Source organism: Pseudomonas sp. CFSAN084952, assembly GCF_009648855.1.
Classification (GTDB): Bacteria; Pseudomonadota; Gammaproteobacteria; order Pseudomonadales; family Pseudomonadaceae; genus Aquipseudomonas; species Aquipseudomonas paracarnis.
Genome location: NZ_CP045767.1, coordinates 3,646,142 through 3,664,220, shown reverse-complemented (window position 1 = coordinate 3,664,220; position 18,079 = coordinate 3,646,142). Strand labels below are relative to the sequence as shown.

The following is an 18,079-nucleotide window of genomic DNA, read 5'->3' as shown; positions in this document are numbered from 1 at the left end:
GATGAAGTACTTGATGGCGGGACTGTTGCTGGCGCTGCCATTGAGCGCCCTGGCGGCGGAACCGGTGGCGCAGGTGGCTGCGGCGCCAGCGGTCGGCAGTGTCAGTGGGCAGTTGACGCAACTGGTGCTGGGCCTGTTGCTGGTGATTGGCCTGATCTTCGTGCTGGCCTGGTTGATGCGCCGCGTGCAGCGCATCGGCCCGGGCAACGGCCAAGTGATCGAGCTGGTGGGCTCGCGCGCCCTCGGCCCGCGTGATCGGCTGGTGCTGGTGCAGGTGGGCGAGGAGCAGATCCTGCTCGGCATCACCCCCGGCCGCATCACCCCGCTGCATGTACTCAAGACCCCGGTGGACGCGGTCAAGACCGAAGCCGCCACGCCAGAATTCGCCCAGCGCCTGATGGAGTTGCTGGGCAAGGATCAGAAGGATAAGAAGTAATGCGCGTTTTGTTGACGCTCATGCTGTTGCTGGCCGCACCGATGGCCCTGGGCGCCGACCCGTTGTCGATCCCGGCGATCACCCTGGGCACCAACGCGGCGGGCGCGCAGGAATATTCGGTCAGCCTGCAGATCCTGCTGATCATGACGGCGCTGAGTTTTATCCCGGCGTTCGTCATGCTGATGACCAGCTTTACGCGGATCATCATCGTCTTCTCGATCCTGCGCCAGGCCCTGGGCCTGCAGCAGACGCCATCGAACCAGATCCTCACCGGCATGGCGCTGTTTTTGACGCTGTTCATCATGGCGCCGGTGTTCGACAAGGTGAACCAGCAAGCCCTGCAACCTTATCTGGCGGAAAAGCTCACAGCCCAGGATGCCATCGACAAGGCTCAGGGCCCGATCAAGGACTTCATGCTGTCGCAAACCCGCTCCAGCGACCTTGAGCTGTTCATGCGCCTGTCCAAGCGCACCGACATCGCTACCCCGGACCAGGCGCCGCTGACTATTCTGGTGCCGGCGTTCGTCACCTCCGAACTGAAGACCGCGTTCCAGATTGGCTTCATGATCTTCATCCCGTTCCTGATCATCGACTTGGTGGTGGCGAGCGTGTTGATGGCCATGGGTATGATGATGCTGTCACCGTTGATCATCTCGCTGCCGTTCAAGATCATGCTGTTTGTGCTGGTGGACGGCTGGGCGCTGATTATCGGCACCCTGGCCGGCAGTTTCGGAGGGGTATAGCGCTATGACGCCAGAAGTCGCCGTTGACCTGTTCCGTGAAGCGCTGTGGCTGACCACCCTGATGGTCGCCGTGCTGGTGGTGCCCAGTCTGTTGGTGGGCCTGCTGGTGGCGATGTTCCAGGCGGCCACCCAGATCAACGAACAAACCCTGAGCTTTCTGCCGCGCCTGCTGGTGATGCTGGTGACCCTGATCGTCGCCGGCCCGTGGCTGGTGCAAACCTTCATGGAATACATCCTGCAGTTGTACGGCAGTATTCCGCAGTTGATCGGCTGAGCCGATGCAATCCTTGCTGGCCTTGACCGACACCCAGATCAGTACCTGGGTGGCCTCGTTCATCCTGCCGCTGTTTCGCGTCACGGCGATGTTGATGGCCATGCCGGTGTTCGGCACCACGTTGGTACCGCGTCGTGTGCGCCTGTATTTCGCTGTGGCGATCACCGTGGTGATCGTGCCGGGCCTGCCGCCGATGCCGCCGGTGAACGCACTGGACCTTAGCGCCTTGTTGCTGATTGCCGAACAGATTCTGATCGGTGCCATGCTGGGGTTTTCCCTGACCCTGTTTTTCCAGGCCTTTGTGGTGGCCGGGCAAATTATTTCGATCCAGATGGGCATGGGCTTCGCGTCCATGGTCGACCCCACCAACGGCGTGTCGGCGGCGGTGATCGGGCAGTTTCTGACCATGCTGGTGACCTTGCTATTCCTGGCCATGAACGGTCACCTGGTGGCGTTCGAGGTGCTGACCGAGAGTTTCACCACCTTGCCGGTGGGCGCAGGCTTGGTGGTCAACCACTTCTGGGAACTGGTGGGGCGCCTCGGTTGGGTGCTGGGCGCGGCGCTGTTGCTGGTGTTGCCGGCGATCACGGCGCTGCTGGTGGTCAATATCGCGTTCGGCGTGATGACCCGCGCGGCGCCGCAACTGAACATCTTCTCGATTGGTTTCCCGCTGACCCTGGTGTTGGGTATGGGGATTTTCTGGGTCGGCCTGGCTGACATTCTCAATCAGTATCAACCGCTGGCCACCGACGCCTTGCAGTTCTTACGTGACCTGGCACGGGCGCGCTGAGCCATGGCCGAGAGCGAGAGTGGTCAGGACAAAACAGAAGACCCCACGGAGAAACGTAAAAAGGACTCCAGGGAAAAGGGCGAGATCGCACGCTCCAAAGAGCTCAACACTTTCGCCACCATGATCGCCGGTGCCGGGGCCTTGTTGATCTACGGGGGAGGCCTGGCGCTGGACCTGCTGGAGATGATGAAGCACAACTTCAGCTTGCCCCGCGAAGTGCTGCTCAACCCCGACGCCATGGCCCAGTACCTGCTGCACTCAGGCAAAATCGCCCTGTTGGCGGTGCAGCCGATCTTGATCACTTTGCTGCTGGCCGCGCTGATCGGCCCGGTCGCCCTCGGCGGCTGGTTGTTTGCCGCGGGCAGCATGGCGCCCAAGTTCAGCCGCATGAACCCGGGGGCGGGGCTCAAGCGCATGTTCTCTGCCAAGGCCCTGATTGAATTGCTCAAGGCCCTGGCCAAGTTTTTCCTGATTCTGTTCGTGGCGTTGGCGGTGTTGTCATCCGACATCGACGACTTGCTGCGCATTGCCCATGAACCGCTGGAATCGGCGATCATCCACAGCGTGCAGGTGGTGGGCTGGAGCGCACTGTGGATGGCCCTCGGGCTGATCCTGATCGCCGCCGTGGATGCGCCGATCCAACTGTGGGAAAGCCACAAGAAACTGCTGATGACTAAGCAGGAAGTGCGCGACGAGCACAAGGACCAGGAAGGCCGCCCCGAGGTCAAGCAACGCATCCGCCAACTGCAGCGGGAAATGTCCCAGCGCAAGATGATGGCCTCGGTGCCCGACGCCGATGTGATCATCACCAACCCGACCCACTACGCCGTGGCGCTCAAATACGACCCGGAGAAGGGTGGCGCACCGATGCTGCTGGCCAAGGGCAGCGACTTCACCGCGTTGAAAATCCGCGAAATCGCCGTGGCCAACGACATTCTGTTGCTGGAATCGCCGGCGTTGGCGCGCTCGATTTTCTATTCCACCGACCTCGACCAGGAAATCCCGGCCGGCTTGTACCTGGCCGTTGCACAGGTACTGGCCTACGTTTACCAAATCCGCCAATACCGCGCCGGCAAGGGCAAGCGGCCTGATCCGCTCAAGGATTTGCCGATTCCGCCGGATTTGCGTCGGGATTCCTGAGGCTCAATGCGCCGCGGCTGTGGTAAACCGTAGTTATTTAAGTCGCTCGGGAGTATCGCTTTGGGGTGCTTCGACTTTCGATAATTGCAGCACGTACACCTGCTCTACAAGTGTAGGGTCTGGTTTACCGCCACGGGTTCCAAAGAGCTCTTGCCGGCCATCCACTACCAAAAAATTGTGGCCTGGAGCGCTGGCAACCCCGATTTCACCCGGAGTTTCCAGCTCCTTCAACTTCGCGTTACTATCGCGGCCGGGTTTAATGTGATCCTTTAACCCAAGGAGTTCATACCCTTCCCAGGGAGAAGCTCCATCGTTAAGGCTTTTCACGCCATTAGCGTAGCTCTGTCCAACACGATCATAGCTATTTACCAGTTGTGCTCGCTTGGCAGCCACTGCGAACATAAAGTTAGCGTCGGTGAGCATCACCGGATCATCGCCTTTATACCCTGAATTGCGGGCTGCCAACTGTAACTCGCCTTTTGACAGGTACAGTTTGAAACCGTCGCGCATGGTCACGAAATAACCCTGAGCGACTTCCTTTACCGCTTCAAAGACATCCTTTTGACCAAACAGCGCCATCCCTGCCTTGATCCAGGAAGTAATTACACAGTTATCTTCATAACCTTGGCTGAAACCACTATAGATATTTTCTGGCTTTTTTCCGGGTTCAGACCCACCAGGATGATAGTGATAGAAGCTGTCCGCCTTCATCAGGGGCTTGTCACTGATGACCTCGCCCGCGGGGTAAAGGCTCATGTCGACGTTTTGGGAATTGCTGCCACCATCACCTGGAATCCCGCGCGGGTCAGATGTCCAGCCTCCTCTTACCAAATTAAGATCGTCCTGCAGGCGTTTGAATCGTTCAGGTGACAGGGCTGATTCAAAACGCTGTAGATAGGCTTTCAGATCTTTTTGCGGCATCACCTTGAGTTTTTCGATCAACTTATCGAACGCTGCGGGTGAATCCACTTCATTGCCTAAAATCTCGAATAGCGTTTTTTTCAGATCTGGTACCAGTTTAGTTTCGCCCGTCGACGGCGCTGGCGCCCAAACGTACTCAGCTTTAGGGGGCCCTGATTCAACCGTTTCAGCCTCTGAGGAGGCAAAGCGAAAAAAGGTGTTTAATGCGTTTAAATTTAAGTCCATGGTTTCGCCGCTATTTTTTAATCGCTTATCCACCCTAGGGAAGGGTGATTTTAAAGAGCTGATCGCTCAGCGAGTTGAGTGACAAAAAATGTCGTACCGGTTCCACAAAATCTTTATCCCTAGGCCCGATAGCGTTTTCGCAGGCGTCGAAGTACCTATCATGATGACTTCATCAGGATTCAAACCCGGTCTTACCTGTCAACTTTGACAGTAGCCATTACGCCGCCTTCACTGTTTGATACAGCGATGAGGCGCGCAGCCATGCGCGGCTCGGGAGGCGGTGATGGATAGGGGTACGGTCAGGTGGTTCGATGCGGTCAAAGGCATCGGCTTTATTGTGCGGGATCGCGATGGCAACGAGGTTGCCGTCCAATCGATGAATGTCACATGTGCTGAAATCCCGCAAGCGCCTGCCAAGCAGCGCAAACCGCGCAAACGCAAAAAATCAGCGGATGCATGATCCGCAACGTTGCCATGCCTATCACCCATTGAAAGCCCGCGTCTACCTGTCAACTCTGACAGTAGCCAACGGGCGCTGCCCGCTGTTTTATTACCCACCATGCACTGCGCGTATGTAGTAACGAGATGCAGGGAGAGCGGTTGTGAAGGTGGCTACGGGTACGGTCAGGTATTACGTCTGGCTCAGAGGCGATTGGTTGATCAAGCCCGATGGCGGGGGAGAGGATGTGTTTATCAATGGCAGAGACTGGCGTTGCACCGCGCTGTGGTTTGGCAAGCGCATGGAGTTCCAAATGGTCCATCGACCCGAGGGTATTTATGCGTTGCCTATCAAACGGTGCAACCCAGGTGAACCGGGTCTCAAGTGAAGTGTAGGGAGAATGGCAATGGCAACTGGCACGGTGAAGTGGTTTAACGCGGAGAAGGGATTTGGTTTTATTACCCAAGATGATGAAGGGCCCGATGTGTTTGCCCATTACTCGGCAATTGCGACGGCTGGGTACAAAAGCCTGGAGGAGAATCAAAAAGTAGAGTTTGACATCACACAAGGTCCAAAAGGCCCACAGGCTTACAATATACGGCCAGTTTAAAAACTGAATCACAGGTGGGAGCTGGCTTGCCTGCGATGGCTGACTCACAGCCAATATCCCAGTGGCTGACACACCGCAATCGCAGGCAAGCCAGCTCCCACCCTTGCCCGTATTATCCGCTGCTTGCTTTGCCCGCCATTGTGGCGCCAACGTGCAGGCGATCAGCCAGTAACTGCGCGAGTTCGATCAACTGCGCAACGCCGAGCAATTCCTCTCGTTTCGAACCTTCCAGGTCAAAGGCCAAGTCGCAGCTCAGCGCATTGGCCGAAGCAAGTGTTTCACTGAGGTTGACCAGCAGGTCTTCGCTGCTGATGCCGTCGGCTACGGTAAACAGCCGGGTGGGGGAATTTGAGGCGTGTTTGATCACTGTGAAGCTCCTTTTAGAAAGGGAGAGGGTGCTTTTGCTCCTAGGTAATCCGGGCCGCGACGCCCGTCCGCTGCGTTTGCAGCGGTGTACGGAGACTAGAGAGCGAGTTTCCTAGGGGCAACCCCAAATCCTTATCGGAAATTTCCTCGATATCCAAGGTGCACACAAATCCAAATGTGGGAGCTGGCTGGCCTGCGATAGCTGATTTACAGCCAATATCTCAGTGGCTGACACACCGCAATCGCAGGCAAGCCAGCTCCCACACTTGAATCGGCTAGCACTCGAGAATCATCCCAAAACCAAAGTTGGAAGGCTTCTTGCAACCCCGCCTCCAAGTCGCCCTCCAGCGTCAAAACTTTGCTTCAAGGACCCGAGGAATACCGGTGGTAGATCGCTCTCAAATGCTCAACACGGCCCGTGGCACCCTGACTGACCTGTCGCGGGGCAATCTGGGTGTGCCGTTGTTGTTGCTGGTGATGCTGGCAATGATGATGTTGCCGATGCCGCCCTTCCTGCTCGACGTGTTCTTTACCTTCAACATTGCCCTGTCTGTCGTGGTCTTGCTGGTGTGCGTGTACGCCTTGCGGCCGCTGGATTTCGCGGTGTTCCCGACGATTCTGCTGGTGGCGACCCTGCTACGTCTGGCATTGAACGTCGCCTCCACGCGGGTGGTGATGCTCCACGGCCAGGACGGCCATGCCGCTGCCGGTAAGGTGATCCAGGCCTTCGGTGAGGTGGTGATCGGCGGTAACTACGTGGTCGGTATCGTGGTGTTCGCGATCCTGATGATCATCAACTTTGTGGTGGTGACCAAGGGCGCCGGGCGGATTTCCGAGGTGAGCGCGCGGTTTACCCTCGACGCCATGCCCGGCAAGCAGATGGCCATCGACGCCGACCTCAACGCCGGCTTGATCGACCAGAACCAAGCCAAGTCGCGCCGGGCCGAAGTTGCTCAGGAAGCCGAGTTCTACGGCTCCATGGACGGCGCCAGCAAATTTGTGCGCGGTGACGCCATCGCTGGCCTGTTGATTCTGTTTATCAACCTGATCGGCGGCATGGCGGTCGGTATCTTCCAGCACGGCATGACCTTCGGCGATGCCGGCAAGGTGTACGCCTTGCTGACCATTGGTGACGGTTTAGTGGCGCAATTGCCATCACTGTTGTTATCCACAGCGGCGGCCATCATGGTTACCCGTGCTTCGGGCTCCGAAGACATGGGCAAGCAGATCAGCCGGCAGATGTTCGCTTCGCCCAAGGCCCTGGCCGTGGCGGCGGGCATTATGGCGATCATGGGTATCGTGCCGGGCATGCCGCACTTCTCGTTCCTGAGCATGGCGGCCCTGGCGGGTGGCGCGGCGTACCTGTTCTGGAAGAAGCAGAACCAGGTCAAGGTCCAGGCCGAGCAGGAGATTGCCCGTCAACAGGATCTGCTGCCATCCCCGGCCCGTGCCCAGGAAACCAAGGAACTGGGCTGGGACGACGTCACGCCCATCGACATGATCGGCCTGGAAGTCGGCTACCGCCTGATCCCGCTGGTCGACCGCAACCAGGGTGGGCAACTGCTGGCGCGAATCAAGGGCGTGCGCAAGAAGCTGTCGCAGGACTTGGGCTTCCTGATGCCCACTGTGCATATCCGTGACAACCTCGACCTGGCCCCCAGCGCCTATCGCCTGACCCTGATGGGGGTGATCCTGGCCGAAGCCGAGATCTACCCGGACCGCGAACTGGCGATCAACCCCGGCCAAGTGTTCGGTACGCTCAACGGCATCACCGCCAAAGATCCGGCTTTCGGCCTGGAAGCGGTGTGGATCGAAGTCAGCCAGCGCAGCCAGGCGCAGTCCCTCGGTTACACCGTGGTGGATGCCAGCACCGTGGTCGCCACGCACCTCAACCAGATTCTCTACAAGCACTCCCACGAGCTGATCGGCCACGAGGAAGTCCAGCAATTGATGGGCTTGCTGGCCAAATCGTCGCCAAAACTGGCCGAAGAGCTGGTGCCTGGCGTGCTGTCGTTGTCGCAGTTGCTCAAGGTGTTGCAAGCGCTGTTGGCCGAACAGGTGCCTGTGCGCGACATTCGCAGCATTGCCGAGGCCATCGCCAACAATGCCGCCAAGAGTCAAGATACTGCCGCTCTGGTGGCGGCGGTGCGTGTCGGGGTGTCCCGCGCAATCGTGCAAAGCATTGTAGGGACTGAGTCCGAGCTGCCTGTGATCACCTTGGAACCCAGGTTGGAACAAATATTGCTCAATAGTATTCAGAAGGCAGGGCAAGGCCAGGAAGAGGGCGTTTTACTGGAGCCAAGCATGGCTGAAAAGCTGCAGCGTTCGTTGATCGACGCCGCACAGCGCCAGGAAATGCAGGGCAACCCGGTGATCCTGCTGGTGGCCGGCCCGGTTCGCGCGATGTTGTCGCGGTTTGGACGCCTGGCTGTACCGAATTTGCACGTGTTGGCTTACCAGGAAATTCCTGACAATAAGCAAGTGACTATCGTCGCGACAGTTGGGCCCAATGGCTGAGGTAGTGGGTTATGCAAGTTAAGCGTTTTTTCGCCGCCGATATGCGTCAGGCCATGAAGTTGGTCCGCGATGAGCTGGGCGCCGATGCCGCGATTATCGGTAACCGTCGGATTGCCGGCGGTGTCGAGCTGACGGCTGCCCTGGATTACACGCCCCAGGCGCTGGCCCCGCGCGTGCCGAACATGGAACTCGAAGACGAGCTGCGCAAGACCGCCTCGCGCATTGTGTCGGCCCAGGCTGAACTGAGCATGCGCGGTGACAGCGATGCCAGCACCAATCGCCAATTATTCGCCGGCCTGCCGCTGACCGCCGCCGAGCCGCTGGTTGAGCCCACCTTTGTCGAACCGCCGCGTCCTGCAGCGCCTGCCCCGGCCGCCGCAGTTGACCAGCGTGTGATCGACTCGATGCGCTTTGAACTCAATGGCCTGCGTGAATTGCTCGAAGTGCAGCTGGGCTCGTTGGCCTGGACTCAGTTGCAAGGCAGCAAGCCCCAGCAAGCCAACCTGTGGCGCCGCTTGCAACGCATCGGCTTGTCCGGCCCGTTGTCCCGCGACCTGCTGGCCTTGACCGCCGAAGTCGAAGAACCTCGTCAGGCCTGGCGCATGTTGCTGGCGCATCTGGCGCGCATGATCGCCACGCCGGAAATCGAACCCCTGGAAGAGGGCGGTGTGATCGCCATGGTCGGCCCCGCCGGCATGGGCAAGACCACCACCCTGGCCAAGCTGGCCGCCCGTTATGTGCTTAAGTACGGCGCACAGAATATCGCGTTGGTGAGCATGGACAGCTACCGCATCGGCGCCCAGGAGCAGCTCAAGACCCTGGGCCGCATTCTCAACGTGCCGGTGACCCATGTCGACCCGGGCCAGTCCCTGGCCAATGCCCTCGAGCCGTTGCTGCGCAAGCGCGTGGTGCTGATCGATACCGCCGGCCTGCAAGCCAGTGATCCAGCGCTGCGCATGCAGCTCGAAAGCCTGGCCGGGCGTGGCATCAAGTCGAAAAATTACCTGGTGCTTGCAACCACCAGCCAGAAACAGGTTCTTACCGCTGCCTATCACAGCTACAAGCGTTGCGGCCTGGCCGGCTGCATCCTCACCAAACTCGACGAAACCGCGAGCCTGGGCGAGGTATTGAGCCTGGCCATCAGCCATGAATTACCGGTTGCCTACCTCACCGACGGGCCGCGGATCCCGGATGATCTGCATCTGCCGCGCCGTCATCAGTTGGTCAGCCGTGCCGTGAGTGTGCAAATGCAAGACGAGCCTAGCGAGGAAGCGATGGCCGATATGTTCGCCGACCTTTACCACCACCCGGCTAAACGGGTGGGTTGAGGCAGGATGAACACCGTGAAATGTACCTACATCGATGGTCTGCAAGCGATTCACGCGGCCAAGCCATGTAGCCTGCGTCTAAGCAAGACAAGGTAAAGAAATAAAATGGGCAGCATGCATCCCGTACAGGTGATCGCGGTGACCGGCGGCAAAGGTGGCGTCGGGAAAACTAACGTGTCAGTGAATTTGTCCCTGGCCCTGGCAGAGCTTGGCCGTCGCGTCATGCTGCTGGATGCTGACCTGGGCTTGGCGAACGTGGACGTCCTCCTGGGGCTGACACCCAAACATACCCTGGCCGATGTGATCGAGGGCCGCTGCGAGCTGCGCGATGTGCTGCTCCAGGGCCCTGGTGGCATTCGCATCGTGCCGGCGGCCTCGGGCACCCAGAGCATGGTGCACCTGAGCCCCGCGCAGCATGCCGGGCTGATCCAGGCGTTCAGCGACATCGGCGACAACCTCGACGTGCTGGTGATCGACACCGCCGCCGGGATCGGCGAGTCGGTGGTCAGCTTTGTGCGCGCAGCGCAGGAAGTGCTGTTGGTGGTGTGCGACGAGCCCACCTCGATCACCGATGCCTACGCGCTGATCAAACTGCTTAACCGTGACTACGGCATGAATCGCTTCCGCGTGCTGGCCAACATGGCCCAGAGCCCGCAGGAAGGGCGCAACCTGTTCGCCAAGTTGACCAAGGTCACGGACCGCTTCCTCGATGTGGCTTTACAATACGTCGGCGCAGTTCCCTATGACGAGTGTGTGCGCAAGGCCGTGCAAAAGCAGCGTGCGGTCTACGAAGCGTTCCCTCGTTCGAAATGCGCACTGGCGTTCAAGGCCATTGCCCAGAAGGTCGATACCTGGCCGTTGCCCGCCAACCCGCGGGGGCATCTGGAGTTTTTCGTCGAGCGTTTGGTGCATCAGACGAGCGCAGGACCGGTGCTATGACATCCAGCGGCTACAACCTTTACAAAAAGTCGGCACGTGACAGCCAGGGCGAATTGATCGAGCGCTATGCGCCGTTGGTCAAGCGCATTGCCTATCACCTGTTGGCGCGCCTGCCCGCGAGTGTGCAGGTTGAAGACTTGATCCAGGCCGGCATGATCGGCCTGCTTGAAGTCTCGACCAAATACGACGCCAGCAAGGGTGCCAGTTTCGAAACGTATGCGGGTATCCGTATCCGTGGCGCGATGCTCGACGAGGTGCGTAAAGGCGATTGGGCGCCGCGTTCGGTACACCGCAATACGCGCATGGTCAGTGATGCAATTCGAGCAATTGAAGCAAAAACCGGTCGTGACGCTAAAGATCATGAAGTTGCGGCCGAACTCCAATTGAGTCTCGACGATTATTACGGGATTTTGAACGATACCTTGGGCAGCCGCCTGTTCAGTTTTGACGACCTTTTACAGGACGGCGAACACGAAGGGCTGCACGAGGACGGCGCGAGCGCGCATACGGAGCCGTCACGCGACCTGGAAGATGAACGTTTCCAGGGCGCGTTGGCCGATGCAATCGCCAACTTGCCGGAGCGTGAGCGGCTGGTGCTGGCGCTGTACTACGACGAAGAGCTGAACCTCAAGGAAATCGGTGAGGTCCTGGGGGTCAGCGAATCGCGTGTCAGCCAGTTGCATAGCCAGTGCGCAGCCCGCTTGCGGGGGCGATTGGCCGAGTGGCGCGCGCGCTGACAGGCAGTGTGGGGGCACTGCAGACGCTGCCGTGAGATCGCAAGGTTTCGCGGCTGTGTGCCGTGGTGCCCTGGGCAGTCCTTTTTGTGTAACGCCTGTTGATTGAAATGGCGCGTCCAGGTGCTGGGCGCGTTTAAGACTGCTTGGAGGTCGAATTGGACAAGAACATGAAAATCCTCATCGTTGATGACTTCTCAACGATGCGGCGGATCATTAAAAACCTGTTGCGTGACCTTGGGTTCACCAACACGGTCGAGGCGGATGACGGCCTGACGGCCATTCCGATCCTCAACAGCGGGAGCATCGACTTTCTGGTAACCGACTGGAACATGCCGGGCATGACCGGTATCGACCTGCTGCGCCATGTGCGCGCCGATGAAAAACTGCGCAGCTTGCCTGTGCTGATGGTGACCGCCGAAGCCAAGCGCGAACAGATCATCGAAGCCGCCCAAGCCGGGGTCAACGGTTATGTGGTCAAACCATTCACGGCACTGGCCTTGAAAGAGAAGATCGAGAAAATCTTCGAACGCATCCACGGCTAATGCCATCGCGGGGGAGCTATGGAGCATAACGAAACGTCACAGGGCGACTTTGAGTCGACCCTGAAAAAACATGCTCACCAGTTGGTCGACAGCCTGGAAAAAGGCCAGTTCGCCGATGCGGTGCAGTTGATCCATGAGCTTAACCAGACCCGTGACCGCGGCCTGTACCAGGAAGTGGGCAAGCTCACACGCGAGCTGCACAGCGCAATCGTCAATTTCCAGATTGACCCGCGCATGCCCCAGGCCGAAGAAATTTCCCAGATTACCGACGCCACCGAGCGCCTGTCCTATGTGGTCAGGCTGACTGAGGCGGCGGCCAACCGCACCATGGACCTGGTGGAAAACGCCACGCCCCTGGTCAACGGCATGGCCACCGAAGCCCAGGCCTTGAGCCAGGACTGGGGCCGCTTCATGCGCCGCGAAGTGGGCGCTGAAGAGTTTCGTGAACTGGCGCGTCGCGTCGACGGGTTCCTGTCGCGCAGCGAACAGGAAAACCGCACGGTGGCCAGCAACCTCAACGACATCCTGCTGGCCCAGGATTACCAGGACCTCACCGGCCAGGTGATCAAGCGCGTGACCCAGTTGGTTACCGAAGTGGAAAGCAACTTGCTCAAATTGGTGCTGATGGCCGGCCAGGTCGATCGTTTTGCCGGCATCGAACATGACCGTGAAGCGATCCTCTCTGAAAAAGATCCACAAAAACATCTCGCCAAGGGTGAAGGTCCGCAGATTCATGCCGATAAACGTGAAGACGTTGTGTCAGGTCAGGATGACGTAGATGACCTGTTATCCAGTTTAGGCTTCTAAGGAGCACCCACATGAGCTTCGGCGCCGATGAAGAAATCCTTCAGGATTTCCTTGTAGAGGCCGGCGAAATTCTAGAGCAACTGTCCGAACAACTGGTCGAGCTGGAAAGCCGACCGGATGATGCGAACCTGCTCAATGCAATTTTTCGCGGTTTTCACACTGTAAAAGGGGGCGCCGGCTTCCTCCAGCTCCATGAGCTGGTGGAGTGCTGTCACATCGCCGAGAACGTTTTCGACATCCTGCGCAAGGGTGAGCGTCACGTCGACTCGGAACTGATGGACGTGATTCTCGAAGCACTGGATGCGGTCAACGGCATGTTCAGCCAAGTGCGTGAACGTGCACCGATCACTGCCGCCACGCCGGAACTGCTGGCCGCCCTGGCGCGCCTGGCCGAACCTGCCGATACCGCGGCTGCGCCGGTGGTCGAGGCCGCACCGGAGCCGGTGGCGCAAGCCGAGCCGGACGTGACCGACAGCGAGTTCGAACAACTGCTCAACTCCCTCAGCGCGGTCAAGGCCGAGGCTGAAGCGCCGGTGCAGCCTGCCGCGACGCCGAGCAGTGAAGACATTACCGACGCCGAGTTCGAGTCGTTGCTCGACCAGTTGCACGGCAAAGGCCAGTTCGCGGCGGATGCCGTGGCACCTCCTGCGGCGACGCCAGAAGCACCCGCTGCCAACACCAGCACTGACATTACCGACGACGAATTCGAGGCACTGCTCGACCAACTGCATGGCAAAGGCACCTTTGTGGCCGAAGCCCTGCCCGAGGTTGCAGCGACTGCCGCCGCCGCTGCGCCAGCGGCCAGTACCGCACCGGCCGGTGACGGGTTGATCTCGGATCACGAATTCGAAGCCTTGCTCGACGAGCTGCACGGCAAAGGCAAGTTCAGCGAAGTTGCCCCGGCCGCGGCCGCGCAGGTTGCAGCACCAGCCATTGCGGCACCGGTTGCTGCCAAACCTGCGCCGGCAGCCAAGCCAGCACCTGCCGCCGCCCCGGCCCCTGCGCGTGCAGCGGCCCCAGCGGCAGCGGAAAAACCTGCCAGCGAAGCCGAAACCACCGTGCGTGTGGATACCGCGCGCCTGGACGACATCATGAACATGGTGGGCGAACTGGTGCTGGTGCGTAACCGCCTGGTGCGCCTGGGCCTGAACAGCGGCGACGAAGCCATGCAGAAGGCCGTGTCGAACCTCGACGTGGTCACCGCCGACCTGCAAACCGCGGTGATGAAAACGCGGATGCAGCCGATCAAGAAAGTCTTCGGCCGTTTCCCGCGCCTGGTTCGTGACCTGGCGCGCCAGCTCAAGAAAGAAATCAACCTGGAACTGGTGGGCGAAGAAACCGACCTCGACAAAAACCTCGTCGAGGCTCTGGCTGACCCGCTGGTCCACTTGGTGCGCAACGCGGTCGACCACGGCGTAGAAACTCCGGAAGAACGCGAAGCTGCGGGCAAGTCCCGCAACGGCAAAGTGATTTTGGCGGCGGAGCAAGAGGGCGACCACATCCTGCTGTCGATCACCGATGACGGCAAAGGCATGGACCCGACCATCTTGCGCAATATCGCGGTCAAGCGCGGCGTGATGGACAAGGACGCCGCCGACCGCCTGACCGACACCGAGTGCTACAACCTGATCTTTGCCCCGGGCTTTTCGACCAAAACCGAGATCTCCGACGTGTCCGGGCGTGGCGTGGGCATGGACGTGGTGAAGACCAAGATCAGCCAGCTCAACGGCTCGATCAATATCTACTCGACCAAGGGCCAGGGCTCCAAGATCGTCATCAAGGTGCCGTTGACCCTGGCGATCATGCCGACCCTGATGGTGATGCTGGGCAACCAGGCGTTCGCCTTCCCGCTGGTCAACGTCAACGAGATCTTCCACCTCGACCTGTCGCGCACTAACGTGGTGGACGGCCAGGAAGTGGTGATCGTGCGTGACAAGGCGTTGCCGCTGTTCTACCTCAAGCGTTGGCTGGTGGCCTCGGCCGCCCATGAAGAACAACGCGAAGGTCATGTGGTGATTCTGTCCGTGGGTACCCAGCGCATCGGCTTTGTGGTCGACCAACTGGTGGGCCAGGAAGAAGTGGTGATCAAGCCTTTGGGCAAGATGCTGCAGGGAACCCCAGGCATGTCGGGCGCAACCATTACCGGTGACGGTCGCATCGCACTGATTCTCGATGTTCCGAGCATGCTCAAGCGTTACGCCGCACGGCGTATTTGATTCTGGTGGGGCAGGGCGGTCATGCCCGCCCCGCCTAACGGAGTGTTTATGGCAGTCAAGGTCCTGGTGGTGGACGATTCGGGTTTCTTCCGCCGCCGCGTCTCGGAAATTCTTTCCGCTGATCCAACGATCCAGGTGGTCGGCACGGCCACCAACGGCAAAGAGGCGATCGATCAAGCCATTGCCTTGAAGCCGGACGTGATCACCATGGACTACGAGATGCCGATGATGGATGGCATCACGGCCGTGCGCCACATCATGCAACGCTGCCCTACACCGGTATTGATGTTTTCCTCGCTGACTCACGAAGGCGCGCGGGTGACCCTCGACGCTTTGGATGCCGGCGCGGTGGACTTTTTGCCGAAGAATTTCGAAGACATCTCGCGCAACCCCGACAAGGTCAAGCAGATGCTGTGCGAGAAGGTGCACAGCATTTCCCGCAGTAACCGTCGCAGCCTGTTCAGCACACCTGCGCCAGCCCCTACGCCTGCGCCCGCCGCAGCGGCGCCCAGTTCGTCGTTTGCGCGCCCGGCCCCGGCGCCCGTGGCCCGGCCTGCGGTCGCGCCGGTGCGTGCCGCCGCAGCGCCGAGTGCGCATTCGCCGGCACCCAAGCGCAAGGCTTACAAGCTGGTCGCCATCGGCACCTCCACCGGCGGCCCGGTGGCCTTGCAGCGGGTATTGACCCAACTGCCGGCCAACTTCCCTGCGCCGATTGTGCTGGTGCAGCACATGCCGGCGGCATTCACCAAGGCGTTCGCCGAGCGCTTGGACAAGCTGTGCCGTATCACCGTGAAGGAAGCCGAGGATGGCGACATTCTGCGTCCTGGCCTGGCACTGCTGGCGCCGGGCGGCAAGCAGATGATGGTGGACGGGCGTGGCGCGATCAAAATCCTGCCGGGCGATGAGCGCCTGAACTACAAGCCGTGTGTGGACATCACCTTCGGTTCGGCGGCCAAGTCCTATGGCGACAAAGTTCTGGCGGTGGTGCTCACCGGCATGGGCGCCGATGGCCGTGAAGGTGCGCGCCTGCTCAAGCAGGGCGGCAGCGCCATCTGGGCCCAGGATGAAGCCAGTTGCGTGATCTATGGCATGCCCATGGCCATCGTCAAGGCTGACCTGGCCGATGCGGTCTACAGCCTGGACGACATCGGCAAGCACCTGGTGGAGGCCTGCCTCTGATGGATGTGTTGAGCCTGATCGGCATCACCATGGCGTTTGTCGCCATTATTGGTGGCAACTACCTGGAAGGCGGCCACCTCGGCGCCTTGGCCAACGGCCCGGCAGCGCTGATCGTGATCGGTGGCACCGTGGGCGCGGCGTTGTTGCAGTCGCCCCTGAGCTCATTCAAGCGTGCCATGCAGATTCTGGTGTGGATCATTTTTCCGCCACGGGTCGACCTGGCAGGCGGCATCGACCGCGTGGTCAATTGGAGCCTCACCGCCCGCAAGGAAGGCCTGCTGGGCCTGGAAGGCGTGGCCGATGCCGAGCCTGACAGCTACGCGCGCAAAGGCCTGCAACTGTTGGTCGATGGCGCCGAACCGGAAGCGATCCGCAGCATCCTCGAAGTGGACTTCTACACTCAGGAAAGCCGTGACATCAACGCGGCCAAAGTCTTTGAAAGCATGGGCGGCTACGCGCCGACCATTGGCATCATCGGCGCGGTGATGGGCCTGATCCACGTGATGGGCAACCTGGCCGACCCTTCGCAACTGGGCAGCGGCATTGCCGTGGCGTTTGTCGCGACCATCTACGGCGTGGCCAGTGCCAACCTGGTGTTGCTGCCGGTGGCCAGCAAGCTCAAGTCGATTGCCATGCGCCAGTCGCGTTATCGCGAAATGTTGCTCGAAGGCATCCTGTCGATTGCCGAGGGCGAGAACCCGCGCTCCATCGAATTGAAGCTTCAGGGCTTCATGGATTGATGGGTATGCGCATTGACCTGTGGCCAGTGAGCTTTATGTGGCGAGCGAGCTTGCTCGCGCTGGGCTGCGAAGCAGCCCCAAAACCAGGCACAGCAATTTGTCTGAACAAATGCGTTGCCTGGATGGGGGCCGCTTCGCGCCCCAGCGCGAGCAAGCTCGCTCGCCACAGTAAAGCGGCCAATAGCGGTCAGGGAGGTATTTGCCTGTGAGCCGTCGCCGTCGCGAGCCTGAAGAACACGTCAACCACGAACGCTGGTTGGTGTCCTACGCGGACTTCATCACCTTGCTGTTCGCGTTTTTTGTGGTGATGTACTCGATCTCGTCGATCAACGAAGGCAAGTACAAGATCATTTCCCAGGCGCTGGTGGGCGTGTTCAACGATGCCGAGCGGTCGCTCAAGCCGATCCCTATCGGCGAAGATCGGCCCAAGACCGTGACCCCGGCCAAGCCTCTGGTCAATGACAGTGATGAAACCGCTGCCGGTATCCAAGGCACCAGCGACCCGCTCAAGAGCATCGCCGACGATATCAGTGCCGCCTTTGGCGACCTGATCAGCTCCAACCAGATGACGGTGCGTGGCAATGAGTTGTGGGTGGAGATCGAGCTGAACTCCAGCCTGTTGTTCGCTAGTGCCGATGCATTGCCCAGTGACCAGGCGTTCACCATCATCGACAAGGTCGCGGCGATCCTCAAACCGTTTGAAAACCCGATCCACGTGGAAGGCTTCACCGACAATTTTCCCATCAGCACTGCGCAGTACCCGACCAACTGGGAACTGTCCTCGGCTCGCGCGTCGAGCATCGTGCGCATGTTGGCGATGCAGGGTGTGAACCCCCAGCGCCTGGCGTCGGTGGGCTATGGTGAATTCCAGCCGGTGGCCAATAACGCCACGGTCGAAGGCCGCGCCCGTAACCGCCGGGTGGTGCTGGTGGTCTCGCGCAACCTGGATGTGCGTCGCAGCCTGACCGGAACCGGCACCGCCAATGCCACCCCGGATGCGGCGTTGAAGCGTGCTGGCACACAAACTGCACCGCCCGTTGTCAAACCGCCGGTCCGACCGAGTAACGTCAATTCTCCGTCGCTGGCTCAATAACCGTATGCAATGTCTCGGTCGCGCCTGTGCCCGCCGG

Annotated in this window: 19 protein-coding genes; 17 read left to right on the top strand and 2 right to left on the bottom strand. The window is 60.0% G+C overall.

Translation table 11 applies throughout. The features are described 5' to 3' along the window. Window position 1 precedes the first annotated feature (1 nt). The 5 genes from fliO to flhB are packed head-to-tail and all read left to right on the top strand — an operon-like array spanning window position 2 to window position 3,383. Window positions 2–436 carry a flagellar biosynthetic protein FliO gene (gene fliO / locus GH769_RS16570; protein ID WP_032902456.1) on the top strand — a complete coding sequence of 145 codons (435 nt, stop codon included), beginning with the start codon at window positions 2–4 and terminating at the stop codon, window positions 434–436. Continuing rightward, window positions 436–1,179, top strand: coding sequence for a flagellar type III secretion system pore protein FliP (fliP, locus tag GH769_RS16565; protein WP_003192937.1), 744 nt, complete (start codon window positions 436–438; stop codon window positions 1,177–1,179). Before fliO ends, fliP begins: the two co-directional genes overlap by 1 nt. 4 nt (window positions 1,180–1,183) lie before the next feature. Continuing rightward, entirely contained in the window at window positions 1,184–1,453 is a 270-nt protein-coding gene (gene fliQ / locus GH769_RS16560; RefSeq protein ID WP_003192936.1) for a flagellar biosynthesis protein FliQ, read from the top strand. Between the two features lie 4 nt (window positions 1,454–1,457). Further along, a complete protein-coding gene (gene fliR / locus GH769_RS16555; protein WP_005790062.1) occupies window positions 1,458–2,243 on the top strand; it encodes a flagellar biosynthetic protein FliR in 786 nt (261 codons plus the stop codon). 3 nt (window positions 2,244–2,246) lie between these two features. Then, window positions 2,247–3,383, top strand: coding sequence for a flagellar biosynthesis protein FlhB (gene flhB / locus GH769_RS16550; RefSeq protein WP_019818363.1), 1,137 nt, complete (start codon window positions 2,247–2,249; stop codon window positions 3,381–3,383). Between the two features lie 33 nt (window positions 3,384–3,416). Here flhB and GH769_RS16545 read toward each other — a convergent pair whose 3' ends face one another. Beyond that, entirely contained in the window at window positions 3,417–4,529 is a 1,113-nt protein-coding gene (locus GH769_RS16545; RefSeq protein WP_032902455.1) for a hypothetical protein, read from the bottom strand. 283 nt (window positions 4,530–4,812) lie between these two features. Between GH769_RS16545 and GH769_RS16540 the strand changes: the two genes are divergently transcribed. Together GH769_RS16540 and GH769_RS16535 are read left to right on the top strand one after the other, a co-directional pair. Next, entirely contained in the window at window positions 4,813–4,989 is a 177-nt protein-coding gene (locus GH769_RS16540; protein ID WP_020302700.1) for a cold-shock protein, read from the top strand. Between the two features lie 385 nt (window positions 4,990–5,374). Next, window positions 5,375–5,578 (top strand): cold-shock protein, encoded by a 204-nt coding sequence (locus GH769_RS16535; protein WP_020302702.1) that lies wholly within the window; start codon window positions 5,375–5,377, stop codon window positions 5,576–5,578. A gap of 112 nt (window positions 5,579–5,690) precedes the next feature. On the opposite strand, the gene GH769_RS16530 is transcribed toward GH769_RS16535, so the two are convergent. Next, window positions 5,691–5,945: a DUF6124 family protein gene (locus tag GH769_RS16530; protein WP_020302703.1), complete on the bottom strand. Its 255-nt coding sequence runs from the start codon at window positions 5,943–5,945 to the stop codon at window positions 5,691–5,693. A gap of 401 nt (window positions 5,946–6,346) precedes the next feature. Between GH769_RS16530 and flhA the strand changes: the two genes are divergently transcribed. The 10 genes from flhA to motD all read left to right on the top strand — a co-directional run bounded on the left by flhA (window position 6,347) and on the right by motD (window position 18,042). Further along, window positions 6,347–8,461 carry a flagellar biosynthesis protein FlhA gene (gene flhA / locus GH769_RS16525; protein ID WP_019818353.1) on the top strand — a complete coding sequence of 705 codons (2,115 nt, stop codon included), beginning with the start codon at window positions 6,347–6,349 and terminating at the stop codon, window positions 8,459–8,461. Between the two features lie 11 nt (window positions 8,462–8,472). After that, entirely contained in the window at window positions 8,473–9,789 is a 1,317-nt protein-coding gene (flhF, locus tag GH769_RS16520; RefSeq protein ID WP_019818351.1) for a flagellar biosynthesis protein FlhF, read from the top strand. Window positions 9,790–9,894: 105 nt separating this feature from the next. Continuing rightward, entirely contained in the window at window positions 9,895–10,728 is an 834-nt protein-coding gene (fleN, locus tag GH769_RS16515) for a flagellar synthesis regulator FleN (protein ID WP_003192912.1), read from the top strand. Continuing rightward, entirely contained in the window at window positions 10,725–11,465 is a 741-nt protein-coding gene (fliA, locus tag GH769_RS16510; RefSeq protein ID WP_003192909.1) for an RNA polymerase sigma factor FliA, read from the top strand. The genes fleN and fliA overlap by 4 nt, the downstream gene beginning before the upstream one ends. Before the next feature lie 167 nt (window positions 11,466–11,632). After that, window positions 11,633–12,007, top strand: coding sequence for a chemotaxis response regulator CheY (locus GH769_RS16505; RefSeq protein WP_003192908.1), 375 nt, complete (start codon window positions 11,633–11,635; stop codon window positions 12,005–12,007). Between the two features lie 18 nt (window positions 12,008–12,025). After that, window positions 12,026–12,814 carry a protein phosphatase CheZ gene (locus GH769_RS16500; RefSeq protein ID WP_003192906.1) on the top strand — a complete coding sequence of 263 codons (789 nt, stop codon included), beginning with the start codon at window positions 12,026–12,028 and terminating at the stop codon, window positions 12,812–12,814. A gap of 11 nt (window positions 12,815–12,825) precedes the next feature. Then, window positions 12,826–15,030, top strand: a complete 2,205-nt coding sequence (locus GH769_RS16495; protein ID WP_032902453.1) for a chemotaxis protein CheA — start codon at window positions 12,826–12,828, stop codon at window positions 15,028–15,030. A gap of 48 nt (window positions 15,031–15,078) precedes the next feature. Beyond that, window positions 15,079–16,209, top strand: a complete 1,131-nt coding sequence (locus GH769_RS16490) for a chemotaxis response regulator protein-glutamate methylesterase (protein WP_003192904.1) — start codon at window positions 15,079–15,081, stop codon at window positions 16,207–16,209. Further along, complete coding sequence (locus tag GH769_RS16485; protein WP_003192902.1) at window positions 16,209–16,949, top strand: flagellar motor protein; 741 nt, start codon at window positions 16,209–16,211, stop codon at window positions 16,947–16,949. Before GH769_RS16490 ends, GH769_RS16485 begins: the two co-directional genes overlap by 1 nt. Window positions 16,950–17,154: 205 nt before the next feature. After that, window positions 17,155–18,042, top strand: a complete 888-nt coding sequence (gene motD / locus GH769_RS16480) for a flagellar motor protein MotD (RefSeq protein ID WP_032902452.1) — start codon at window positions 17,155–17,157, stop codon at window positions 18,040–18,042. Window positions 18,043–18,079 lie beyond the last annotated feature (37 nt).

Bases quoted from the DNA above. Each gene is read 5' to 3' on its own strand.
- fliO (WP_032902456.1), top strand. From the start codon at position 2: ATGAAGTACTTGATGGCGGGACTGTTGCTGGCGCTGCCATTGAGCGCC.
- fliP (WP_003192937.1), top strand. From the start codon at position 436: ATGCGCGTTTTGTTGACGCTCATGCTGTTGCTGGCCGCACCGATGGCC.
- fliQ (WP_003192936.1), top strand. From the start codon at position 1,184: ATGACGCCAGAAGTCGCCGTTGACCTGTTCCGTGAAGCGCTGTGGCTG.
- fliR (WP_005790062.1), top strand. From the start codon at position 1,458: ATGCAATCCTTGCTGGCCTTGACCGACACCCAGATCAGTACCTGGGTG.
- flhB (WP_019818363.1), top strand. From the start codon at position 2,247: ATGGCCGAGAGCGAGAGTGGTCAGGACAAAACAGAAGACCCCACGGAG.
- GH769_RS16545 (WP_032902455.1), bottom strand. From the start codon at position 4,529: ATGGACTTAAATTTAAACGCATTAAACACCTTTTTTCGCTTTGCCTCC.
- GH769_RS16540 (WP_020302700.1), top strand. From the start codon at position 4,813: ATGGATAGGGGTACGGTCAGGTGGTTCGATGCGGTCAAAGGCATCGGC.
- GH769_RS16535 (WP_020302702.1), top strand. From the start codon at position 5,375: ATGGCAACTGGCACGGTGAAGTGGTTTAACGCGGAGAAGGGATTTGGT.
- flhA (WP_019818353.1), top strand. From the start codon at position 6,347: ATGCTCAACACGGCCCGTGGCACCCTGACTGACCTGTCGCGGGGCAAT.
- flhF (WP_019818351.1), top strand. From the start codon at position 8,473: ATGCAAGTTAAGCGTTTTTTCGCCGCCGATATGCGTCAGGCCATGAAG.
- fleN (WP_003192912.1), top strand. From the start codon at position 9,895: ATGGGCAGCATGCATCCCGTACAGGTGATCGCGGTGACCGGCGGCAAA.
- fliA (WP_003192909.1), top strand. From the start codon at position 10,725: ATGACATCCAGCGGCTACAACCTTTACAAAAAGTCGGCACGTGACAGC.
- GH769_RS16505 (WP_003192908.1), top strand. From the start codon at position 11,633: ATGAAAATCCTCATCGTTGATGACTTCTCAACGATGCGGCGGATCATT.
- GH769_RS16500 (WP_003192906.1), top strand. From the start codon at position 12,026: ATGGAGCATAACGAAACGTCACAGGGCGACTTTGAGTCGACCCTGAAA.
- GH769_RS16495 (WP_032902453.1), top strand. From the start codon at position 12,826: ATGAGCTTCGGCGCCGATGAAGAAATCCTTCAGGATTTCCTTGTAGAG.
- GH769_RS16490 (WP_003192904.1), top strand. From the start codon at position 15,079: ATGGCAGTCAAGGTCCTGGTGGTGGACGATTCGGGTTTCTTCCGCCGC.
- GH769_RS16485 (WP_003192902.1), top strand. From the start codon at position 16,209: ATGGATGTGTTGAGCCTGATCGGCATCACCATGGCGTTTGTCGCCATT.